The sequence below is a fragment of the Pseudomonadota bacterium genome, from assembly GCA_039033415.1.
Classification (GTDB): Bacteria; Pseudomonadota; Gammaproteobacteria; order Xanthomonadales; family SZUA-38; genus JANQOZ01.
Window position 1 is genome coordinate 1 of the sequence record JBCCCR010000004.1, and the last position, 22,497, is coordinate 22,497.

At 60.8% G+C, this 22,497-nt stretch carries 17 protein-coding genes; 7 read left to right on the top strand and 10 right to left on the bottom strand.

Features of this window, described 5'->3' with window-relative positions:
• Positions 1-202 precede the first annotated feature (202 nt).
• The 6 genes from AAF358_04050 to AAF358_04075 all read right to left on the bottom strand — a co-directional run bounded on the left by AAF358_04050 (position 203) and on the right by AAF358_04075 (position 7,083).
• Entirely contained in the window at positions 203-721 is a 519-nt protein-coding gene (locus AAF358_04050; GenBank protein ID MEM7704698.1) for a GNAT family N-acetyltransferase, read from the bottom strand.
• A 24-nt stretch (positions 722-745) separates the two neighbouring features.
• Positions 746-1,222 (bottom strand): hypothetical protein, encoded by a 477-nt coding sequence (locus AAF358_04055; GenBank protein ID MEM7704699.1) that lies wholly within the window; start codon positions 1,220-1,222, stop codon positions 746-748.
• A gap of 84 nt (positions 1,223-1,306) precedes the next feature.
• Positions 1,307-2,362 carry a phenylacetaldoxime dehydratase family protein gene (locus tag AAF358_04060; protein ID MEM7704700.1) on the bottom strand — a complete coding sequence of 352 codons (1,056 nt, stop codon included), beginning with the start codon at positions 2,360-2,362 and terminating at the stop codon, positions 1,307-1,309.
• A gap of 6 nt (positions 2,363-2,368) precedes the next feature.
• Positions 2,369-3,370, bottom strand: a complete 1,002-nt coding sequence (locus tag AAF358_04065; protein ID MEM7704701.1) for a helix-turn-helix domain-containing protein — start codon at positions 3,368-3,370, stop codon at positions 2,369-2,371.
• Between the two features lie 74 nt (positions 3,371-3,444).
• Complete coding sequence (locus AAF358_04070; protein ID MEM7704702.1) at positions 3,445-4,482, bottom strand: carbon-nitrogen hydrolase family protein; 1,038 nt, start codon at positions 4,480-4,482, stop codon at positions 3,445-3,447.
• 279 nt (positions 4,483-4,761) lie between these two features.
• The gene (locus AAF358_04075) at positions 4,762-7,083 is read right to left on the bottom strand and encodes a TonB-dependent receptor (protein ID MEM7704703.1); all 2,322 of its coding nucleotides are present in this window, start codon (positions 7,081-7,083) and stop codon (positions 4,762-4,764) included.
• A 233-nt stretch (positions 7,084-7,316) separates the two neighbouring features.
• Between AAF358_04075 and AAF358_04080 the strand changes: the two genes are divergently transcribed.
• Complete coding sequence (locus AAF358_04080) at positions 7,317-9,122, top strand: ankyrin repeat domain-containing protein (protein MEM7704704.1); 1,806 nt, start codon at positions 7,317-7,319, stop codon at positions 9,120-9,122.
• 75 nt (positions 9,123-9,197) lie between these two features.
• On the opposite strand, the gene AAF358_04085 is transcribed toward AAF358_04080, so the two are convergent.
• The 3 genes from AAF358_04085 to AAF358_04095 are packed head-to-tail and all read right to left on the bottom strand — an operon-like array spanning position 9,198 to position 13,687.
• Positions 9,198-11,630: an FtsX-like permease family protein gene (locus tag AAF358_04085; GenBank protein ID MEM7704705.1), complete on the bottom strand. Its 2,433-nt coding sequence runs from the start codon at positions 11,628-11,630 to the stop codon at positions 9,198-9,200.
• A gap of 51 nt (positions 11,631-11,681) precedes the next feature.
• The gene (locus AAF358_04090; GenBank protein MEM7704706.1) at positions 11,682-12,362 is read right to left on the bottom strand and encodes an ABC transporter ATP-binding protein; all 681 of its coding nucleotides are present in this window, start codon (positions 12,360-12,362) and stop codon (positions 11,682-11,684) included.
• An 11-nt stretch (positions 12,363-12,373) separates the two neighbouring features.
• Positions 12,374-13,687, bottom strand: coding sequence for an efflux RND transporter periplasmic adaptor subunit (locus tag AAF358_04095; protein MEM7704707.1), 1,314 nt, complete (start codon positions 13,685-13,687; stop codon positions 12,374-12,376).
• A gap of 158 nt (positions 13,688-13,845) precedes the next feature.
• Here AAF358_04095 and AAF358_04100 point away from each other — a divergent pair, with 158 nt between their 5' ends.
• The 4 genes from AAF358_04100 to AAF358_04115 all read left to right on the top strand — a co-directional run bounded on the left by AAF358_04100 (position 13,846) and on the right by AAF358_04115 (position 19,397).
• Positions 13,846-15,213 carry a sigma-54 dependent transcriptional regulator gene (locus AAF358_04100; GenBank protein MEM7704708.1) on the top strand — a complete coding sequence of 456 codons (1,368 nt, stop codon included), beginning with the start codon at positions 13,846-13,848 and terminating at the stop codon, positions 15,211-15,213.
• Positions 15,203-16,555 carry an ATP-binding protein gene (locus AAF358_04105; protein ID MEM7704709.1) on the top strand — a complete coding sequence of 451 codons (1,353 nt, stop codon included), beginning with the start codon at positions 15,203-15,205 and terminating at the stop codon, positions 16,553-16,555. Before AAF358_04100 ends, AAF358_04105 begins: the two co-directional genes overlap by 11 nt.
• Positions 16,556-16,663: 108 nt before the next feature.
• On the top strand, positions 16,664-17,332 hold the full coding sequence (locus tag AAF358_04110; protein MEM7704710.1) for a DsbA family oxidoreductase: 669 nt from the start codon (positions 16,664-16,666) through the stop codon (positions 17,330-17,332).
• Between the two features lie 37 nt (positions 17,333-17,369).
• Complete coding sequence (locus tag AAF358_04115) at positions 17,370-19,397, top strand: tetratricopeptide repeat protein (GenBank protein MEM7704711.1); 2,028 nt, start codon at positions 17,370-17,372, stop codon at positions 19,395-19,397.
• 17 nt (positions 19,398-19,414) lie between these two features.
• Here AAF358_04115 and AAF358_04120 read toward each other — a convergent pair whose 3' ends face one another.
• Entirely contained in the window at positions 19,415-20,887 is a 1,473-nt protein-coding gene (locus tag AAF358_04120) for a mechanosensitive ion channel family protein (GenBank protein ID MEM7704712.1), read from the bottom strand.
• 262 nt (positions 20,888-21,149) lie between these two features.
• On the opposite strand from AAF358_04120, the gene AAF358_04125 reads away from it, so the two are divergent.
• On the top strand, positions 21,150-21,419 hold the full coding sequence (locus tag AAF358_04125) for a DUF2277 domain-containing protein (protein ID MEM7704713.1): 270 nt from the start codon (positions 21,150-21,152) through the stop codon (positions 21,417-21,419).
• A gap of 49 nt (positions 21,420-21,468) precedes the next feature.
• Positions 21,469-22,491, top strand: a complete 1,023-nt coding sequence (locus tag AAF358_04130) for an extracellular solute-binding protein (protein ID MEM7704714.1) — start codon at positions 21,469-21,471, stop codon at positions 22,489-22,491.
• Positions 22,492-22,497 lie beyond the last annotated feature (6 nt).

The following is a 22,497-nucleotide window of genomic DNA, read 5'->3' on the forward strand; positions in this document are numbered from 1 at the left end:
GCCAGCCCTTCCATCAGCTTGGCGTCGCTACAGGCGTCTCGACTTAGGCTTGTGGTCAAACCGAAAGCGGAGAACGCGAGGCAACCACAATAGGTCGCAGCGCGTGAACGTTTTGCATGACTGGACTCAAGGCTTCCTGCACGAAACCCCTCACTGAGACCGGCGCAAGCCTGCGGCAAATCGATTCGCTAATCACCGCCTTTCAAGCCGACCTGGGGTTTTCCTGCCCGTAGATGTGGATGGTCCCGTCGGTCACGCCAGCGAGCCCCTCACAGGTTCGCAGGTAGCGCGATCCAATGCTCTCCGCGGTTGCCATGCTCGCCTTGTTGCCATCAAGAATCACGTGGATCACCCGCTCCCACCCCAGCGTGTTGAATGCATAGTTAACGCTGGCTTGCGCGGCTTCACGGGCAAAGCCTTGCCTCAGGTGATCCGGCGAGGTCAGCCACCCCACCTCAGGCTCTGGCCAGCCCTCGGGATTCCAGGGCCCCGTGCGGCCTACCCAGGCCCCGGTTGCCTTTTCGATGACGGAGAAAAAGCCAAAGCCTCGAATCTGCCAATGCCCCATGACCATGGCCATCTGGCGCCACGCCTTAGCCCGATCCAGCGGCTCGGTGCCGAGATAGCGAACGGTATCGGCATCTGCCACCGCCCGTGCCCAGGCACCGAAATCCTGCTCGGGGTCAATCTCTCGAAGAATCAGGCGTTCGGTTTCGATCATCGTTCAGTGATTTTCCAATACCGATTAAAAAGACATGCCAAAGGCCAGGCCGAGGACCAGCGCGTCCTTGCCGCCGTCGTGGTAGTCGTAGTGAAGCTGGGGCGAGATCGTGTAGGCGCCTCGCTCAAACTCATAGAGCATGCCGACACGGGCGACGAACAGCTCTTTGTCGTCGAGGATCTCAACCCCTGGTCCAACCTGCATGATCAAAGCGCCGTGACCCAAATGGATGTCGGCGACTGCGAGGATAGTGGTCGCGTCGATATCGCCAAACGCTTCTTCAACCACCGTGCCGATACCCAGTCTATCGTTTAGGCGGTACTCATAATCCAGGCCGAGCGTAAACGCAGTATCCTTGCCGCTGATATCGGTAACACCCGTGAATAAGGAAAGGTGGTGCGGGCCGTACTCAACGTAGTGGGGCGCGTGGCCGGCCGATTCCTCCCCGGCGGCGGTGGCCGCGACGACGACGCCCAAAACCGCTCCGATTCGTCGGAACATACGCCCCTCCAAGCCCAACAGGCTCCCCTTGCTTGTCTGAAACCATACAAGGTTTTATCGACAGCGTCGCCTTTGCGCCGGCCGTCAGTCGGCGGGCCAGAGGTTGGTTAGACCCCTCAGCAAGCCAGTCCCTGGGGCGCAGTTCACGTATTGTGCAAACTGATTGCTCGCCGGCAGCACCGCCACTTCATGCCAGAAACGCGAGCGCATATTGTCGCCATACTTCGGTGCAAACTCGAGAAACGATCCGAAAATGGCTTTGTGCGACGGATGGTGTTCCGCCCATTTTTCGAGCTCCTCCAATGATTGAAAGTAGGCGTATCCGTAGGTGTGGTCCAGCGCCTCTCCCTGTTCGTCGACAAACCGCAGGAAGCGGCAGTCATAGCAGCGGACCTCCTCACCCTCATCCCGCAGGAAGTTCATGCCGCTGACCAGCGTCGGTTCGACATCATCGAGATACTGCTCGCGCTCCTGCCCAGCAGCGTCGGTAATGTCCTGGCCGGAGCGGATGATCGCGAGATTGAGGTTGGGCCGGACCGTGACCGAATGATCATTTTGCTCCAGCACCTCAACCTGGGATTGCGCTTCGAAGCGGTCTCTTACCGCGTCCGGTATCCGGTCTCGCATGCTGCCCCAGTAGGCGTGCTGGGGAATCGGATCGGTAATGCCGTCACGCACGTTGGCGATCCCCACCAGGTGATCGGGCCCGGAGTGCAGCGTTTCAAAACGGCTCATCGGAAAGTTGAACACCTCCCGAAACACGCCATAGCCTCGCTGGGAATCGGAGTGACTCTGCCAAAAACTTTCAAACTCGTCCGAGCCAAAAAGCTGCTGGAGCAGCGCCGGATCGAACCAATACCCGGTCGCCACGAGCTGGCAACGCCCGGCGCTATCAGCGTCACACTCCGATAGATCCACGTAAGCGGCCTCACCGCTCTCGAGCATCATCGTGCGGATACCCTGGACCATCTCCAGGGCCGCATCCCGTGCGCCGTTGTCAAACTGGCAGCCGATCAGGCACATGACAACAACGTGTTTGCTTTCATGGAACTCGGACATAAACGAAGGATAGGGAGGCTCCCAATCCACCGGCATATTCAGCGGGTAAGACGCTTCTCGCGACTCGGTCGATTCACTCATGGGAGATCACTCTTCAGGGTCGACAGTTCCGCGTTCCGGCGCAACGTCGCTGGGATTGAGGCCAAAGCGGCGCTTGAAGGCACGGGAAAAATGGGCAGCGCTGGAAAGACCCACGTGGTGAGCCAGGCTCTCCATCGACGGCCTACGAATGCGGTCGTCCTCGAGGATCGATCGCGCCGCATCGAGACGCTTGCTCATGATCATTTCATGAACCGTCTGTGGCTCTTCGGCAAACAGCTTGTGCAGATACCGCACCGAGATATGCTGCGATTCAGCAACACGCTTGTTGTTGAGTCCCGGATCAAACAGGTTGTTGTCGATGAACTGACGCACGCGTCTGAGCAACGCCTCGCGCACGCAGTCGGTTTCCACCAGCTTGCTGGTGATGACCGAAGAGCTGAAGGTCAGCGCAATCATATTGACCAAGTTGTCTGAGAGCTGGTCGTTGATCGGCTCGTCCCGGCTACTCAACTCACCGACCAGGGAGTAAAGAAAATTCTTGAGGATAAGCCCCATCCCCTCATCGGCGGAAATCGGAATAGCGGTGTATTTCTCGGGTTCCATAAGATGCCGCGAGAGAATCTCGCGGGGCATCTGCAGCACAAACTGGTGGAATGGTTTGGCAAACGCCAGCGAGTATTCCGACGCGCTGTCGTAGAGCGCAAACGTCCCCGGCTTGAGCAGCGCCTCACGACCTGACTGGCTGACCACACACTCCCGCTCGAGCTGGAAGCTGATCAGAAAGTCGTCTTTGGTCGCCCGGGCGATGCGCTGGCGCGACCGACGCACCAGCTGAGGCATGGCGATCACCTCAGAGAAATGAACCTGCCCAACGCCGATACCACCTCGCAGCACACCGTCAAAATCACCGCGCTCCTGGCCCGGCACCTCGCTGCAGTCCAGATTCACAAACTCGTGGTTGACGACATCGCACCAGTATTCCCAGCGCGACTTGCCTCGGAGGTCGCCGACGTCCCTCTGATAGCCGTTGCGGATCACAAACTTCATGGCATCGGGAATCCCGGTGTGACGGTTGCCGGACCCATCGTATGTCTGAAAGGCGCTGCTGACCACCACAACGCTCAGGAGGCGGCGGCTTCGACGCCGTCCTCAGCATGGATGTCTTCGGAACCTTCCGGGGGTGGCGTGGCAGCCGTCGGCGTCGACGCCATCGCTCGCGCCGGCGTCTGTGCCTGACGATTCCACAGCAGCGCGGTGGCGTCAGGTCGGGAGTAGTGCCCCACCGGGTCCGCAAAACATTTGGCGATCGTAATTGCCCCCAGATCGATCTCCGCAACCACCAGCCCTTCCGCCTCCGGGTCCAGCGTCTCTCCGAGCGGCGCCCCGTCGGGGCCAAAGATCCGCGCATAGCCACCACCCTTCTGAATCAGCGCGGCGTGTGTTTCGTTCTCCACCAGCAGGTCGATCATCTCCTGAGAGATGACGCCGCAGGGCGCAACCACAAAACACTGTCCTTCAGCGGCATACATCTGCGACGCGGCGTTGTTCAGCACCGGACCCAAGGAGTAGGCGTCGGGATACATGCTGAACGAGGGCCAGGCGGCCACGTGAATCTGTTCGTGCAGACTGAACATCGCGTAGCGGCTCAGCGGCTGGAGGTGCTCCCAGCACGCCAGCTGGCCGACGATGCCGATATCGGTTTCAGCCACCTTCAGATCCGACCCGTCGCCGTCGCCGTAAACGGTTCGCTCAACGTGGGTTGGCTTAAGCTTGCGCCGAGCGCTGAGCGTCTCGCCGTCGCGCCCGAAGAGAAACTGGGCGATATACAGCGACCCGTGGTCGCGTTCACTCGCACCAATCGACACGTAGATATTGTGGTCGCGGGCACAGCGAGCGATGGCCCGATACGCCTCGCTGTCCGGCACCAGCGAGTTTTCGTGATATTGGCCAAAATACTTCATGTTCAGCGCAGGGGCGTTCAGCCAGATAAACCACGGATAGCCCGGAATCCAGGTCTCGGGGAAGGCGACCAGATCGCAGCCCTGCTCCGCCGCGCTCTTGATCAGGCCACAGGTTTTTTCCACGGTGGCCGACAAGTCCATGAAAACCGGTGCCGCCTGCACCGCCGCTACCTTACAGTTCGAAGATGTGTCACCCATGGTCGCTAGTGTCCTGTTTGAAAGGTTCGTTGCGTTTCAGAGCCCCGTTGGGCGCCAAGAACAAGGCGCATCGCGCCAACCATGGCCGTAGCCCTTGGCAAGCGATGCAACGCCGTTATTGGCGCCCAAGGGGGCTCCCTTCGGGCGCGCACCACAAGGCCTGGAGCGGCGTTGCGAGCCTTGGCCAGGGAACCACCCTGGCCGGCGGTTCGCGCCTGACTCCAGGGCCTTGTGGACACGCGCTGAAATACAACGAACCTTTCAAACATGACACTTGCCTCAGTTGAAGTTGTAGTTCAAACGTACGCCGTACTCACGCGGACGATTCAGATTGCCTTCATGAAACCCGAGGCCAAAATTGGAATCACCGCTGGTGATGAAGCGCTCGTCGCCCGCGTTCTTTACGAACCCCGTCAAGCTCCAGGTTTCGTCACTGGAGGTGTAAGCGACCGCGAGGTTGGTGACGTTGTAGGAGTCCTGAAAGAGAAACGGCGAGTTCTGCGAATCGTTGAAAATGTCGTCGGTGTAGATGTAGTCAGCCCGGAAGGTGAGGTCCCCGCCGGCAGCAAGAGGCCACGAGTACTCGGCGCCAAGCTGGAGCGAGTTTTCCGGTGTGTTGACCAGTTCGGCGCTTTCGTCGATTGTCAGCGACAGCCCAGAGATGGGCCGAATGGAATCATATTCAGCGTCGGTGTAGCCGTAGCCGAGCTCCAGCAGCAGGTTGTCGGTCACCAGCGCGGTCACCTCAAGCTCAAGACCCGTGATGTCGACCGTTCCGGCGTTGGCGGTAATGGGCCCACCAAGGTTGTCAAAAAAGGTTACCTGGGCGTCCTGATAATCCATCGAAAAGATAGCGGTATTGATCCGAACCCGGTCGTCAAAACCCTGCCACTTCAATCCGATTTCGTGTGACTCAACAAACTCCGGGTCAAAGGTGAGCGGCGCCGGTCGAGCCTCGACATAGCGAAGGACAAAGCCACCGCTTTTGAAACCTTCGGAATAGTTGTAGTACACCAGCGTGTCTTCCTGCGCCTGCCAGTCAATGCCCAGCCGTATGGTGGTCTCATCGAAGGAAATCGATTCGCTGCCGCTCCCGTTGCCAACAATCGGGAGCAGCCCCGGCGTCAAAACGCCATCTTCGTTCACCGCCGCCGCCGGAACCGGCAGTGGATTGCCGTCGATGTCGGCCGCGATGTACTGGGTGTAGACAAAACCTTTGTCATCCGAGGTGCGGCGAATGCCGGCCGTCAGCGACACGGTCTCGGTGGCGTCCCAGGTGCCCTGCAGGAAGAAGGCGTCACTCGAGTTATCCACGGTTGCGAAGTTGTTGACCGCCGCCGGGAACCCAAAGGGGTTGGCCGGATCGTCAACGTTCGGCAGAAAGATCGGAACAAAAACGTCGTCCGTACCCTCTTCTTCAAAATAGTACGCACCGGCGATGTACTGGAATCGATCACCGACGGTGCCGGTTAGCTGAAGCTCATGGCTGGTCTGTTCGTGCTCGTAGTTGTCGTTGAACGTATGCGTGATCGCCAGCGGCGTATTGTCAGGATCGCGATTAAAGGCACCGTCGGTGTCCCGATAGCCGCCGATGTACTTCAGCGCCCAGCTGTCGCCCGCGTAGTTCGCCGTGAAAGAAAAGCCATGCAGATCCAGCTCGGTCCCCGTGGGGCCGGTGGTGAAACTGACGTCGTCCTCCGGATTCACCAAAAAATCGGTCAAGGGCGGCAGGGATGGATCAAATGCTGCGCGAAAAAGGTCATAGCCGATGGTGCTTGCACCAGGCGTGAACCCGAGAATGACCGATGCCGCACTGTTTTCATCAATCTTGCTGTAGTCATAGGTCACCTGAAAATCCAGTCGATCGGTGGCTTCATAGACCGCCTTGGCGCGAAACGCCTGGCGATCTTGGTCACCCAGCTCGCCACCAACCAGCAACCGGTCCACGTAGCCGTCAGCGGTTTTACTGGAGAGCACAAAACTCGTCAGCAGCTTGTCGGAGATCGGCACGTCGATGGAGCCCCGCAGATCGAGCCGCGAAAAGTTGCCCGCGGTTGCCGACAGCGTCCCGCTGAGTTCGCGACCCGGGCGGCGAGACGTGATGTCCATGGCGCCGCCGATCGTGTTGCGACCGAAAAGCGTGCCCTGCGGCCCACGCAAAACCTCGATGCGCTCAACGTCCAGCACGTCGAACACCCCGCCGGCCGAACGTGACACGTAAACGCCGTCGATATAGGTCCCCACACCCGGGTCGGTGGTCAGACTGAAGTCTGTATTGCCGATGCCGCGGATGAAAATCACGGCACCTGAAGACAATCCGCTGACCGGCGAGGTGGTGTCGAAAACCAGGTTGGGCGTGAAGTTCGCCAGCTCAGAGATATCGACGATGTTCTTGTTCTCCAGGGCTCCCGCTGTGAAGGCGGTGACGGCAATCGAGGTCTCCTGGAGGCCCTCTTCCCGTTTCTGGGCCGTCACGACAATCTCTTCCAGCTGCGCCATCGCGGGCGCTGGGACCGATATCAGGAGCGCGGCGGACACGCACAGCGCGGCGCGCGTGCCGGCAGCCAGAGACGGCGATCGAAGGCGCGTGGGTTTGGGCATGGTCGGGTCCTCAGCGTTACGGAAGCTAGGACACAATCGTAGGCATCGGCCCTGCTGGCGGACCATGCCCTGGGAGGAACCCCCGCTTGCTCATATGCGCACGGGCAGGGCCCTAATCGTCAAATAGCCCGCCGCTGGAAGGCCAAACAAGTTTCTTCAGAACCGTTGTGCGGTTTGCCCCGCAACGGCATTCAATAAGGTGAGTCACACGACAATGCACGGAAGGAATCTCGATGCGAAACGCCCTTTTCCTGTTCATCACCGCCCTGCTCCTGGTCGCTTTACCCGCCGAAGCTTCGAAATACGGCAAGAAGCTTTACAGCGCCGCCAAAGCGGGTGACCTCAAACAAGTACAGCAGGTGCTGCGCATCAACAGCAAGGCCGTCGATTACAAAACCAAGAGCTGGTGGACGCCGCTGCATACCGCCGCCTTTAACGGCCATGCCGAAGTGGTTACAACACTGATCGACGCCGGCGCCGACGTCGACGCCACGGAAGACGACTGGTGGACGCCGATGCATATGGCCGCCCAGAATGGTCACGTAGTGGTGATTGAAGCGCTGCTGGCGGCCGGGGCTGATCCGAACAATGAGACCCGGAAAGACTCCACCGCGCTGGATTTGGCCCTAAGTAAGTCCCAGCTCGAGGCCGCTCGGGTGCTCGCGGTTGCCGGTGACACGATCAACGCCTGGCGCGGCGACTGGACGCGGCTGGCCGGCGCGGCGTCTCGGAACGAGATTGATCGCGTATCGCTGCTGCTCGAGCTCGGGGCGGATCCGGACAAGGCGATTCGGGACGGGCGCACGCCGCTTTACATCGCTGCACAGTTCAACTTTTTGGAGGTGGCAAAGGCGCTGCTGGCGGCGGGCGCAGACGTCAATGGGGGCAGCAAAAATGACAAGACGGCGCTTCACGGCGCGGCCCGGTACGGGCATATCGAGGTCGCACAGATTTTGCTGGACGCCGGCGCGGACCCTGCTGCGACCACCCGTGGAGGACAGACGCCGCTCAATATGGCGGCGCGAGGCAATCAGGTCGCCTTTGCCGACTGGCTGGAGGGTCAGGGTGCTTCAGGAGAGCGGCATAAGAATGGCTGGACGCCGATGCATGACGCGGCTCGTAGCGAGGACACGGCTCAAATGGCCAAGCTGCTGACGCAGGGGTTTGACGTAGACGTGCGGGACAAATACGACCGGACACCCCTGCATATCGCCGCCTTGGGCAACAAAACTCTCTCCGCGCAGTTTCTGCTGGACCAGGGGGCCGCGCTGGAGGCTCGCAACGCCAACAAGCGCACGCCTTTTTACCTGGCTGCGGACCAGAACTCGATGGAGGTTGCCGAAGTGCTGCTGGCCCGTGGCGCTGCGGTCGATGCACCCGATATCGCTGGTTTCACGCCGCTGCATTCGGCGATTCTGGGTCGTCATGTGGCGATGGTCGACCGCCTGATCCAGGCCGGAGCGGACGTCAACGCACGGAGCGACAACGACAACGATGCGGGCACGCTGGCGGCATCAGTAGGCAATCCGGAAATTGTAACGATGGTCCTGAATGCGGGCGCCGACCTGGCTACGGCCGACTCGGGCGGCGATACGGCGCTCTATACGGCCGTCCAGCGTAATCGACTCGACGTGGCCAAGCAGCTGCTGGCGGCCGGCGCCGACCCCCGGGTGAAGAATGAGTGGGACTGGACGCTGTGGCACGTGGCGACAACCGCCGAGATGGGTGAACTGCTGCTCCCGCTGAAGCTGAATCTCGAGGCGCTGGACATCAATGGCACAACGCCGCTGTCCAACGCCGTGTTCAACAAGCAGAGTGAACTGGCGCTGCTGCTGATCCGCAGCGGCGCCAACGTCAACGCCAAAGATCACTTCGGATCGCCGCTGCATATTGCCGTCAACCACGGGCTGGTCGACATAACCGCTGCGCTGATTCAGGCGGGCGCCGATATCTCGATGCTGAACAAGGAAGGCGCGAGCCCGGTCGACCTGGCTCGCGCCAGCGGTCGGGCGGAGCTGGTCGCTTTGTTTACGCCCTGAGACAAAACGAGTGAGTTGCCGGGGCGAAGCACTGGCACCTCACTCACAAGTGACCCGAACGGCTCAGTTGGCCGACTACTCGTAGCGCAACGCCCTGATCGGATTGGCTCGGGCAATGCGCCAGGCGTGGCCCGCGATCGTTGCCCAGGCGAGCACAACGGCTGTTGCGCCAGCGGCCGCGAGCAGCAGAATTGGCGATTCGATCCGATCGGCAAAGAAATTGAGGTAAATCTTGGTCGCGAAGAATGCCGCTGGCAGCGCCACCGCCAGCGCCCAGAGCACCGGCTTGGAAAACTGCCACACCAGCAGCCCCGCGATCTGGAGGGAGCTGGCGCCCAAAACCTTCCGTACGCCGATTTCTTTGGTTCGCTGGGCCGCCATAAACGCCGCCAGACCAAACAGCCCGATCATGGCCAGCGCCAGCGCCACCGCGGCAAATCCGGCAAGCGCTGAATTCATATACTTGAGGACGTCGTAAACCTCGTCAAACGTCTCGTTCAGAAAGCTGCCCTGCATGGGGTATTCCGGGATCACTCTTTTCCAAACATCTTCTACCTGGCTGATGGTCCCCAGCATATCTCCGCCTGTAATCCTCAGCGAGCCGGTGATCAGCGACGGCGGCGAGTAGAGAAAGACCCAGGGTTTTTCCTGGTTGAAGAGACCCAGGATGTTTTGTGTCGGCAGCACCCCGACGATCATCAGTTCACGCAGCGTACCCTCTTCACCCGGCCGGTAAAGACGCTGCCCAACACCCGCTTCTGGTGACGTGATGCCCATCCGCTCCAGCGTCAGCTCGTTGACCAGCACGTTCAGCACCTCGGTTTCATCGCTAACCAGCACGTCCCCGGCGATGTCACGATCGAGATTACGTCCTGCCAGAAGCGGGATGTCGTAGACGGGAAGAAAACCTGGGCTCATCCGCAACACGTTGACGCGGAACTCGCTGGCCTCGTCCCCAGGCTTCGACGCGTAATCTCGCTGCGAGTTGCTTTGCTCGAAGGGTATCTGGGATGAAAACCCAACGGCGGCGACTCCTGGCAGCGCCTCCAGCTCGTTTTTCAGCGTATCGAGCCTCGGCGCAATCTCGTCGACACCCAGCCGGGACAGGGTATAGACCTCATCGCGCGGGAAGATGTAGCTGCCTTCCTTCACCTTCTCGTTCTGCACGTAAACGATGGCGACTAGTGCCAGCATAAAAGCGGAAATGCCAAACTGCAGGCCGATCATGGTGGAGCGCATCGCGGCTCCCTTGCGGCCTTTTCGAGCGAGATCGCGCAGGGCTTCAATGGGGCTGGTTCGCGTAATCAGCCAAGCGGGATACAAACCGGCTGCCAGGCCAACCAGGACCGTCGTCGTAACCAGCCAGGGCAAGGTTTGAAGGTAGTTGAGAGCCATCACCTTGTTGGTGAGGTTGTTGAAAATCGGGATGGCGAGTTCCAGACACGCCACGGCAACAAACATGGCAATCGCGGCAATGACCAGGCTCTCAACCAGGAATTGTATGAGCAGCTGCCGCTGATCTGCCCCCATGGTTTTTCGCATGCCGACCTCTCGAGTGCGGCCGAGAGACTGCGCGGTGGCCAGGTTGGTGTAGTTAACGCACGCGACAATCAGCACCATTAATCCGAGTAGCTGTATCACGGTGATCACCGGCATCCCGATCGCGTCCCAGATCGCCAGGTTCGCGCGCTGCAGCGGGTCGACATAGAAACTGGCGATAACCTCGCTCTGGTCCTCGGGCATAAGCGTGGCGTAGATTCTGTCCATCTGCGCCTGGAGCCAGTCGCCATCAAGCGAGGGCGGCAGCATCACGTAAGTCATGTTGCCCAGCGACAGGTTGTTCCATTCGCCCGCAACGTCGAAGTCCCGCAAAGGTGAGAGTGCCGCGATCGGCGCAATCACATTGAGCTCCCCCTCCATGATCAGGGAGGAGTTGAAGTGGGAGTTGCGCGGAACGTCTTCGATGACGGCCTGCACGGAGAAGTCGTACTGATTATCGAACGTCAGCACCTTCCCGACCGCATCAACCGTACCGAAATACCGCATGGCGGTGCTGCGATTGAGAACCAAACCCGTGGCGCTTTTCAGCGCATTGGCGTCACCGCCAAGGTAGGTAAAGTCAAAAATCTCAAGCAGCGACGGATCTGTGAAGGTGACACGCTCGTAAAACCCGTCCGCCCCTTCTGACACCAGAAATTCATAACCCAGCGTTCGGGCGACGGCATCGACGTCCTCACCATGCTCTGCCTCCAGAATCGGCCCGACGGCCGAATTGACGACGTTGAGCTTGCTGATGCCAACGTTCAGCCCCGGTGCAGCGTTGATGCCAAGCGTGTAAATCCGCTCAGCGTTGACAAAAAACGCGTCGTGGTTGCTCTCATAGCGCGCGATCAGGCCGGCGAGCAGGTAGACAGCCATGCCCAGCGCCAGGCCAATAATGTTGATCGCCGCAAACAGCTTGTGCTTGCGCAGGTTTCTGAAAGCGATTTTGAAGTTGTTCAGTACCATCAGGCGGTATCCTTTAACTCTGTGACGTTTGCTACTGGCCTTACAGCGCGATTAGGCGGCGCGCATGGCGTCGGTCACGACGTGGCCATCAAACAAGTTCACGGTTCGCTTGGCGTAGTCGGCGTGGGTTGCAGAGTGCGTCACCATCACAATCGTGGTGCCCTCGCTGTTGAGGGAACGCAGCAGCTCCATCACCTCTTGACCATGGGCGGAGTCGAGGTTGCCGGTGGGCTCGTCGGCCAGAATCAACGACTGGTTGACCACCACCGCGCGGGCCACCGCCACCCGCTGCTGCTGGCCCCCGGAAAGCTGACCCGGCATGTGCTTCGCCCGGTGGCCGATACCCATGCGGTCCATCGCCTCATTCACCCGACGGCGGCGCTCGGCGGCGGGAATCTTCTGATACAGCAAGGCCAGCTCGATATTTTCCGCCACGTTGAGCTCGTCGATCAGGTTGAAGCTCTGGAAGATGAACCCGATGTTGCGCTTGCGGATATCGCTGCGCTTCGACTCGTTATAGCCGGCAACGTTTTCGTCAAAAAAGAAGTAGTCACCACTCGAGGGGTTGTCCAGCAGCCCGATGATATTCAGGAGCGTCGACTTGCCGCAGCCTGACGGACCCATGATGGCCACAAAATCGCCCTGATCAATCTCGATGTTGACGCCGTTCAGGGCGACGGTTTCCACCTCATCCGTGCGGTAAATCTTGTAGAGGTCGTGGAGCTTAAGCATTAGCGTTTCCCTTAGTTGAGAGTCAGGCGATCCATGTCGACGTAGCTGGTGTAAGGCGAGGTGACGACACGCTCACCGGCCTCCAGCCCGTCGAGGACCTCAATAAAATCGGTGTTGCGACGGCCGAGCCTGACGCTGCGGCGCACCGCCTCACTTTTGTCCGGCGACACGACAAAGACCCAGCTTCCGCCGGTCTCCTGGTAGAAAGACCCGTTGGGGATCAGCAGTGCCTCGGAGTTGTCCCCCAGCGTGAGACGCAGCTGCAGCGTCTGCCCGCGCCGCAGCCCGGTGGGCTCTTCGTTGAAGGTCATATCAACCTCAAACTGGCCGTTGTTCACCTGTGGATAGATCTTCGCAATCCCCAGGCCATATTCGCGATTGTTGTGGTCCACAATCGCCACCTGCTCCAGATCTACGCGCGAAAGATAGAACTCATCAATGCGAGCGTTGACCTTGAAGGAATCGGGATCGTCTATCTGTCCGAGCCGACCGCCCCGGGCGATTGACTGGCCAATTTCGATGTTGAAGCCCGAGAGCTTGCCGTCGACCGGCGCCCGAACTCGAAGGTCGTCGAGATTTTTGCGGGCAAAGTCGAGGCTGGCCTTCAAGGACTGGCCCGACTCCTTGAGCTGAGCCAGCTGCTGCTCCTGAAGGCGTGCGTCCGTCGCCTGGCTCTCCAGCGTCACCGCCCGGCGATTCTCAAAATAGGTCAGCTCGTCTTGAAGATCGTCGAGCGTGGATTGGGAAACCAGACTTTTAGTCACCAGATCCTCCTGCCGCTCTATGCTCCGCCCCAGCCGCACAATCTGGTAGTCGATTTCCACCAGGTTTCGCTTGTGGTTGAGCCGGTTTTGCTCGAGCTGCAGCTCGATGGTGCGCATGTTGTTAAGCTGCTCAGTGACAGCAGCGTCGCGGCTGAGCACTTCCAGCTGGAGGTTGGTGTTAGACAGCTCAGCGATAGGCTGTCCCGCTCTAACCAACGTCCCATCTTCGACCAGCACACGCTCGACCCGGCCACCCTCAATCGCGTCGAGATAAATGGTGCTGCGAGGCACCAGTCGCCCGCGGAGCGGAATGAAGTCCTCGAACGTCCCGACAGTCACCGGCGAGATCATCACCCGCCCGGTATCGACGCTGAGGCTACGCCCCCCAGTGACTACGCCCACCAGCCACCAGGCAAAGGCCAGGACGCCGGCCACGGCGGCGCCGTAGCCCAGCACCTTCAGCTTTGATGTCTTTGGGGCGACCACCCGGTCCATACCTTGACCTGAGATGCTCACGGACGCCGGGCCCGGCGAATCGGCAATGTGGCTGATTGTGGTCAAGTTGTTTCCCGTCGGTTAGTTCTTATTATTTGAAAGCAAAGCCCGTGCCAGGACCTAACTTATTGTTTTATAAAGATCATCATAGGACGCCTCGAACAAACCTGTACGCCTGCGGCCACTCTTGTGTACGATTTCGGACAGTATTAGGAAGGGACTTGATGGACAAAATCGGCTCAATTCTGATCGTGGACGACGACGAGGACATCCTCACGGCGGGACGGTTGCTGCTTCGGCGCCATTTCGCCGAGGTGGTGACCTGCAGCGAACCAACCCAGATTCCCGACTTGCTCAAGAACCACGGGTTCAACGCAGTTTTGCTGGACATGAACTTTGGACCGGGCGAATCGAGTGGGCAGCAGGGCCTGACATGGCTGTCGCGCATTCAGGAGCTGGATCCCAAGCTGGTGGTGGTGATGATCACCGCTCACGGAAACGTGGATAACGCGGTCGAGGCAATGAAGCTGGGCGCCACCGATTTTGTGGCCAAGCCCTGGCAAAACGAAAAGGTGGTCGCGACGCTTTCAGCCGCCGTGAAACTCCACCGAAGCCAGGCGGAAACGGAGTCACTACGCCAGGCGAATCGCGCCCTGACCGACGCCACGGTCAAACCCCAGACCATCATTGGCGACTCCCCGGCGCTTCGATCCGTGCTCTGGGTGGTCGAACGGGCCGCGCCCACCGACGCCAATGTTTTAATTTTGGGCGAAAACGGCACGGGCAAAGAGCTCATCGCACGCGAGCTTCACCGGTTGTCCGACCGCGCAGAGCAGGTGTTTATGGCCGTCGATCTGGGATCGATCAGCGAATCGCTCTTTGAGTCGGAGCTGTTTGGTCACAAAAAGGGGGCCTTCACTGGCGCCACGAGCGACCGGCTCGGGCGTTTCCAAGCCGCCAGCGGCGGCACCCTGTTTCTCGACGAGGTCGGCAATCTCCCGCTGACGCTTCAAGCCAAGCTGCTGAGCGCGTTGGAGCAGAGGAAGGTGACGCCGGTCGGAAGCGACCACTCCCAGCCGGTCGACGTCCGGGTCATTGCGGCCACCAATCTGTCGTCGGCTGAGCTGCACGACGAAAGCCGGTTCCGCCAGGACCTGCTGTTTCGGCTGAATACCGTCGAGGTGACCGTGCCGCCGCTCCGGGAACGGCCGTCTGACATTTTGCCGATCGCCGAGCATTATCTGTCGCACTACGCGCGTCGCTATAACCGAGACATCACGACATTTTCGACACAGGCGCAGACCATCCTTCAGGAGGACCCCTGGCCCGGCAACGTGCGTGCGCTTCGTCACGCCGTGGAGCGAGCGGTCATCCTCGCCGGCGATCGCGTGATCCAGCCGGACGATCTGCCCGTGCGGCAAGAGCCCATCCCGGAGCCGAAGGAAGATGACGAGCTCAATCTGGACGAACTGGAAAAGGAAACGGTTCAGCGGGCCCTGAGAAAACATAGCTTCAACATCTCCCGCGCAGCCCGGGAGCTGGGTCTGACTCGCGCGTCTCTTTACCGACGCATGGAAAAGCATGGTCTATAGACGCTACTCGCTGTTTCTTGCGCTGCGGCTGATAGTGGTGGCGGTTGCCATCGGCATCAGCCTCTGGCTGTTGATGCAGCCCGGGCTGCACAGCGCCACCGCTATCGCGCTGGGGGTAACGGGGCTCGCCTCGGCGGAGCTTTGGTGGTTTGTGGGCCGCACCAATCGGGAAGTGGCCCGGTTTCTCGATGCGGCTCGTTATGCCGACTATTCCCAGCGCTTTCAGCTCAACGACATTGGCACCGGCTTCGGCGAACTGTCCCAGACTTTCACCGATATCCTCGACCGCATTTTCGCCCAGCGAGAAGATCGGGAGACCGAGCTACGCCGTCTCCGGGCCCTGATCGACCACATCCCCGTTCCGCTGCTCACCATCAAGTCGGAACGCGGCATCACGCTGCAAAACAATGCGGCGAGACGCCTGTTTGGTGCCGCTCAGGTCACGCGGATCACGGACCTGAGCCAGTTCGGGTCAGGCTTTCGAAAAGCCGTTGAGGAGGCCGTTCCGGGCAAGCGCGAACTGGTGTCGTTTGCCGTGGAGGGTGTCGACTACCGGCTGGCCCTCGCCACAACCGAAATTGTGGTCGCCGGAGAGCGGCAGCGACTGATCTCGCTGCAGGATATCCAAAGCGAGCTGAACACGAACCAGGCGGAGGCCTGGCAGGACCTGGTCAACGTTCTGACCCACGAGATCATGAATTCGATTACGCCCATCACCTCGCTGGCATCCACGGCGAACGATCTGGTTTCCGACGTGCTGACCAGGGCGGACAACCAATCCGAGCTGTATGAGGATCTCATGGATCTGCGTGATGCGGTCGCAACCGTGGCGCGGCGCTCCGACAGTCTGGTGCAATTCGTGGAGAACTATCGCGAGGTGTCGCGCCTGGCTCCGGCGGAGAAAGAACGGGTCTCGGTCGCCGACCTGTTCGATTCGGTGCGGCCGCTGGCCCTGGCCGAGGGCGGCGAAGACGGCCCGGATATCGACGTGTCAGTCGAGCCGCCGGGGCTTGAGGTGCAGGCCGACCGTGTGCTGCTGGAGCCGGTGCTGCTCAACATGCTGCGCAATGCGCGGCAGGCGACTGCCGGTGTGGACCGGCCGACCATCAGGCTCAGCGGATCCCTCAACCGTCGAGGCAACGTGGCTATCGAGGTGTCCGACAACGGACCCGGCGTCCCCGAAGAACTCGCGCAGAAGGTGTTTGTTCCGTTTTTCACGACGCGGAGCGACGGATCCGGCGTGGGCCTCGCCCTGGCCCGACAGGTGATGACCGCCCACGGGGGCTTTGTTCAGCATTCGCGGGCGCCCGAGGGCGGCGCCGTGTTCACCCTGACCTTCTAATCCGCGACCCTCCATTGCCGGTATTTGCCAGGCTTCGGCTTTGCTTTTGTGGTCGATTGCCGCGAGACTTGTTGCTCCCTAGCCGACAATCATTTCCCCGCCAGCTTGATGAGTGCTCCATTACGCGTTGATATCGTCTCAGATACCGTTTGCCCCTGGTGTTACGTCGGGAAACGGCATCTGGAAGCTGCCATGCAGCAGCGCCCTGACGTGGCCTTCGACTGTCACTGGCAGCCGTTTCAGCTGAACCCGAATATGCCTGTTGAAGGGGTTGACCGGGAGACGCACTGGAAAAAGAAATTTGGCGATTCGGAACGGATCCGCGACATGGTCGATCGGCTGAAGAAGGTGGGTGAGATGCTGGATATTCCGTTTGCCTTCGGCGAAATCAAGCGCCAGCCAAACACCTTACGCGGCCATGCGTTGCTGCATGCGCTGGACGGTCAGTGGGACAGGCAAAACGCGCTCAAGGAAGCGCTGCTGAAGGCGTTTTTCGTCGATGCCCGCGACATTGGCGATGAGCAGACGCTGCTGGAACTTTCGGCGACGATCGACATGGACGAGACGACAGCAAAAAGCCACCTGGAAGACACCGCGCTGATCGATCGCGTCAGGGCGCTAGACCAGCAGGCACGGCAGATCGGTATCTCCGGAGTCCCGACGTTTATCTTTGATCAAAAAACCGGCATGAGCGGGGCCCAGCCCGTTGAGGCATTGCTGGAGATGATCGATCAGCTTCGGCCTGAACAGTCACCGCAGCCTGTCCTGTCTAGCTAACAATCTCAGTCGTCGGGGTCGCTTCGACCTGCCGTCCTTGTTCCTCGCTTTTGCCCTTGGGCTGACGCTAGCCAGCGGTTCGCTTGGGGCCGAATTTGTCGGCAGCCAGCGCTGCGAGTCGTGCCACGAGACCGCTTTCGAAGCCTGGCAGGAATCGCATCATCACGCTGCCATGCAGCCGGCAACACCGGAAACGGTGCTGGGAGACTTCTCCGGCCAACGCTTTAAGCACTTCGATGAGCGCTTTCGCTTTGAGCAAAGCGACGGAAAATTTTGGGTGTATAGCGCCACCGACAACTCGCCAACGCAGCGCCATGAGGTCACTCACACCTTCGGCATCTACCCGCTGCAACAGTACCTGCTGAAGGCCCCCCGGGGCAGAAAGCAGGCCCTGACCGTCGCCTGGGACAGCCGACCGGAAGTCGATGGCGGCCAGCGCTGGTATCACCTGTATCCCGACGAGGCGACGCCGCCTGGCGACGAGCTGCACTGGCTGGGACCCAACGCCAACTGGAACGGCATGTGCGCCGAATGCCATTCCACCAACCTGACGGTGGGCTATCGCCCGGAAACCGACCGTTTCGACACCCGCTTTTCCGAGGTTTCGGTTGGCTGCGAGGCGTGTCACGGCCCGGGCTCAGCGCATATCGACCAGGCCCGGCAGAGTCGCTTTGATGAGGATCGAGGCTTGGCGGTCGACCTTGATGATCAGGGTGACGCCGGCTGGATCCTCAACACCGAAGATGGGATCGCCCGGCGCAGCATGCCGGTCCAAAGACGCCAGCAGACCGAATCATGCGGCCGGTGTCACGCCCGGCGTAGCGTTCTTACCGAGACCTACCGCTTCGATCAGCCGCTCACCGCTACCCATAGGCCCGCGCTGCTGGAAGAGGGGCTGTATCACGCGGACGGCCGCATCCTGGACGAGGTTTATGTCTACGGCTCTTTCAAACAGAGTGCGATGTACGCGGCAGGTGTGACGTGCACCAACTGCCACAATCCCCATAACGGCGAACTCAAAACCGCCGGCAGCCCGAGCGGCGTCTGCAGCCAGTGCCACGCGCCGGCAGTGTTTGCCAGCGAGGAGCACGCGCCGAACGCCGGCATTTCGCCCGATCGCTGCGTCGACTGCCACATGCCCGCACGAACCTACATGGGCGTCGATTCCCGGCGCGACCACAGCTTCCGCATCCCGGGCGCGGGCGATCAGCCAGGACACTATGGGCAGGCGATTGCCGCCGGGCGGGCAGGTCAGGCAAACAGCCTACTCGTGGCTGCCGCCCGTGAGGAGACTTACCCGCCGATCGCACGGGCTACCGCTCTATCGCTCCTCTCCCCGCCGCTTTCGGCCGAGCATCTCGACTCAGTATTCCAGGGCTTAGCGAGCAGCAGCCCGCTGACAAAAATTGCGGCGCTGGACGTCCTCTTGCAACTGCCCCCGCAGCAGCGCGGCCTCAGCGGCATGGCGGCGCTTAAGGACAATTCCCTGGCGGTCCGTATCGCCGCAGCCAGGGCATTCGCCGGCTATCGATCGATACTGCCCCAAAGCGCCCGACCGGCCTTTGACGACGCGGCGGCAGAAACCCGAGAGAGCCTCCAAGCAGGCCTCTGGCAGCCGCTCAACGCCATCAGGCTTGCTGAGTTCGAGAGTGAGCTGGGGGACATGAACGCAGCCGAGAAGGCTTATCTTCATGCCCTGAAGCTGTCGCCGAAACTGGCGCTGATTCATCATGCCTATGGCCTGTTCCTGGTCCGGCAGGGCAGACAGCAGGAGGCGCTCGCGTCGCTCGAAAAAGCCGTTGTTCTGGCCCCCGACAACGCCAGAATGATTTACGTGCTGGGTGTCGCGCTCAATTCGCTGGGCCAGCCCCAGGAAGCGCTCAAGCTGCTGGGTGATGCCTTTGAGCGGTTTCCCGGCGAGCGGGACATCGGCTGGGCGCTGGCGACCATGCTCAGAGACAGCGGCGAGCTGGCGGCGGCCCGCCACTACGCGCAGAGCCTGGCAGATCGGTTTCCCGACGATCCGAATGTGCGGTCGCTGCTGCGGAGCCTGCCGCCACGCTGACGATTCCGGCCTGGCGCTCAGCCCTGCCCAAAAAAAGCGCGGATTTTCTGGATTAGCTGAGCCGCGCCGTTGCCATCGTCCGTGGTCGCCAGCTCATTGATCTGCTGATCTTTTGCCTGACGCGTGGCCTGCTGCCGGCGGGTGACAAGCTCAGAAATTGTTTCCATCAGGACCGGCCGATCGGTCAGCAGCTGCTGCATCACCGGCTTGGTGATCTCCAGCGTCAACACCGGCGTCGCGGCCCGTATGGTTGCACCGCGCGGTTCCCCCGTCAGCAGCGACATCTCGCCGAAGAACTCGCCCGCTTCAATTTGTCCAACGCGGATTGCCTGCTGCCCGTCGGGATGGAGCCATACATCCAGCAGTCCTTGTAGCACCACAAACATCGACGCGCCTTCGTCCCCCTCAGTGAGCAGCGTTTCGCCCGCCGGCCAGGAAGCCGTCTCTCCCTTGTTCACCACCTGATCCAGCTCCTCATCATTCAGCGGCGAGAAGAATTCCATCAGTCCCAGCATCTGACGTATCGGTAGATGGGCCGACGTGCCGGCGGTCAGCACCTCCGGCTTGGGCTGCTGAAAGTGCTCGAGCTTGGCGTAAGCGGGCGTCACGCCGGCCAGCCGCAAATGTTTCATGATGCTGGTCTGCACCACATCGCGTGACAGTGAGGGTGACGTACCGTCCCAGGGTGTGATCCAGTAGCGCACCAGGTACTTCACGCCGTCCTCGTCGAGCTTGTCGACCAGCACCTGCGGCTTGGGTCCGCTGTCAAAACCCGGCGAATCCAGGACAGCGGAGACCGCCGCCAGCAGGATGCGGCGCGCCTCATCGACGGCAACCGCATAGTCCAGCGTCAGCCGCAGCTCAAACCGATTGGCCCGTTTGGGTTTCCAGTAGTTGATGACGGTCGAGTCGCCAATTTCCCGATTGGGGATCACCAGATAGTTTTGGTTCTCCGCAACCAGGTGCGTGGTACGCCAGTTGATCTGCACTACCTGCCCCTCATGCTGGCCGCCCTGGGTGTCGTAGAAGGCGATCCAGTCGCCGATCTGGAAAGGCTGCTCGACATTGATGGCCAGGCCCGTAAACAAATCTGAAACCAGCCCGCGCAGCCCAAAGGCAATGACCACACCGACGGCACCCAGGGCGGTCAGGAATCCCAGAATGCTCGCTTCAAAGACGAGGTGAACAACGAACAGCGTGGCGACAAACAGCACCACGGCGGCAGAGAGCTGGGTGAGCAGCACCGGCACCGCGTGCCCCAGCGCGCGACCCACCACCCCTTCCCACAGGGTTACCCGAATCACGAGATTGACCAGGAGGGCTCCCGCGAGCCAGGCGCCGACGAGAAACAGCTGTCCGGACCCTTTCCTTATCGCCGGATTATCGGCTCCACCCACCAGCGCTAGCAGTGCGTCGACGTTAGCGTTGAGCAGCAGGCAGCCAACCATCGCGGCCACGAGCAGCGCAGCTTTGGATACCGCGCCCATCATGAGTCTGGCTCCTCAAACGACTGTCGCGACACCCGCATGGCTGGCGTCATCGCTGCAGCACGCGCGGCTGCGATTCCGATTATCATCCCTGTCCCCTCACACTTTTGTTATGGGCTTTCTTTGGCAAGCCTCGGGTGTGAACCAGGCCTTAGCCGACCTGGCTTCCCCTTTTAGCACCCAGCCAATCACTGTCATTCTGCCGCGTTTCTTCCCAGCGGGCATAATAACGATCATCAAAGCCACGCGAGGGACGGCCCGCATCATGTGCCGAAACATCAGGACCCTGTTCAACTTCGAACCTCCGGCGACCGACGATGAGATCAACGCTGCCGCCCTGCAGTACGTTCGCAAAATCTCCGGCAGCACTCGACCCTCTGTCGCCAACCAGGAAGCCTTCGACGCAGCGGTGCGCGACGTCGCCCGAACCTCAAAGCAGCTGCTCGCTGGTCTGATTACGCGCGCCGAGCCCAGGAACCGCGAGGTCGAGGCTGAGCGAGCCAGGGCCCGCTGGGAGAAACGCCGTGGCGCCTGACCGCAGCCGATGTGCAAGAACGCCAGCTTTCCAGCGTTGGCGCCACCGGTTGCTCTGCGTTCTCCTGAGCTTCGGTCTCAGCCAGGCGACATTCGCTGAGGAGCTCTACGTTCTCGCCTACCAGAATCCTGGAACTCTCGACCCACTGCTCGAAGTGTTCGCCTCCGAGACCGGAATTGACGTCCGAGTTCAATATCTGTCGGCCAACGACCTCAAGCAGACCCTGATCGACGGCGGCACTCCAGCTGACGTCGTCTTTACGCTGGAGGCCAAGCGTTTAGCCGACCTCGTTAGCGCGGACGTTTTGGCGCCGGTGGCGTCCGATTCCCTGACGCAAACGGTTCCGGTCCATTTTCGCCACCCCGACAATCTCTGGTTTGCGATTGCCAAGTGGAGCCGCTCGGTTTACTACGCCAAAGCCCGGGTGGATCCCTCACACATCACGAGCTACCAATCGCTGACCGCCCCCCGCTGGCGCGGCAGGATCTGCGTACGCACCTCGAACAAGATCTACGTCCAATCGCTGCTGGCCTCGATGATTGCCGCTGAAGGTGAAGCTGGCGCCAGACACTTCGCAGAAGGGCTGGTCGCCAACCTCGCCCGACCACCCAGTGATCTGGATATGGCTCAGCTGCAGGGTGTCTTCGAGGGGGCCTGTGACATCACCCTGGCCAACAGCTACTACTACGAACGCCTCCTGGCCCAGCGCTACGATCCGCTGGTGCCGGCCGCGGGGAAAGCCGCGGCCGGGCTTCTGGCTGAGGTCAAGCCTCTGGCTGTGAATCAGAACGGTCGCGGCGTGCACATGAACGTCAGCGCGGTTGCGATGGCCAAACGTGCCACGCACCCCGCGGCGGCGCTCAAGCTGATGGAATATGCGCTCACGCCGCTGGCCCAGCGGCTCCTCACCCAACCGGGCCGGGAGCTGCCCATCGTCGACAGCGTGAGGGCCGGCGCGTCAACGCAGCTTTTCGGTGATTTTCGTGAGGACAATCTGCCGCTCGCCGAGCTGGCGGAGCACTACGCTACCGCTGAACGCATCGCCCGGGAGTCGGGCTGGACCTGGAAGTAGGGTGTG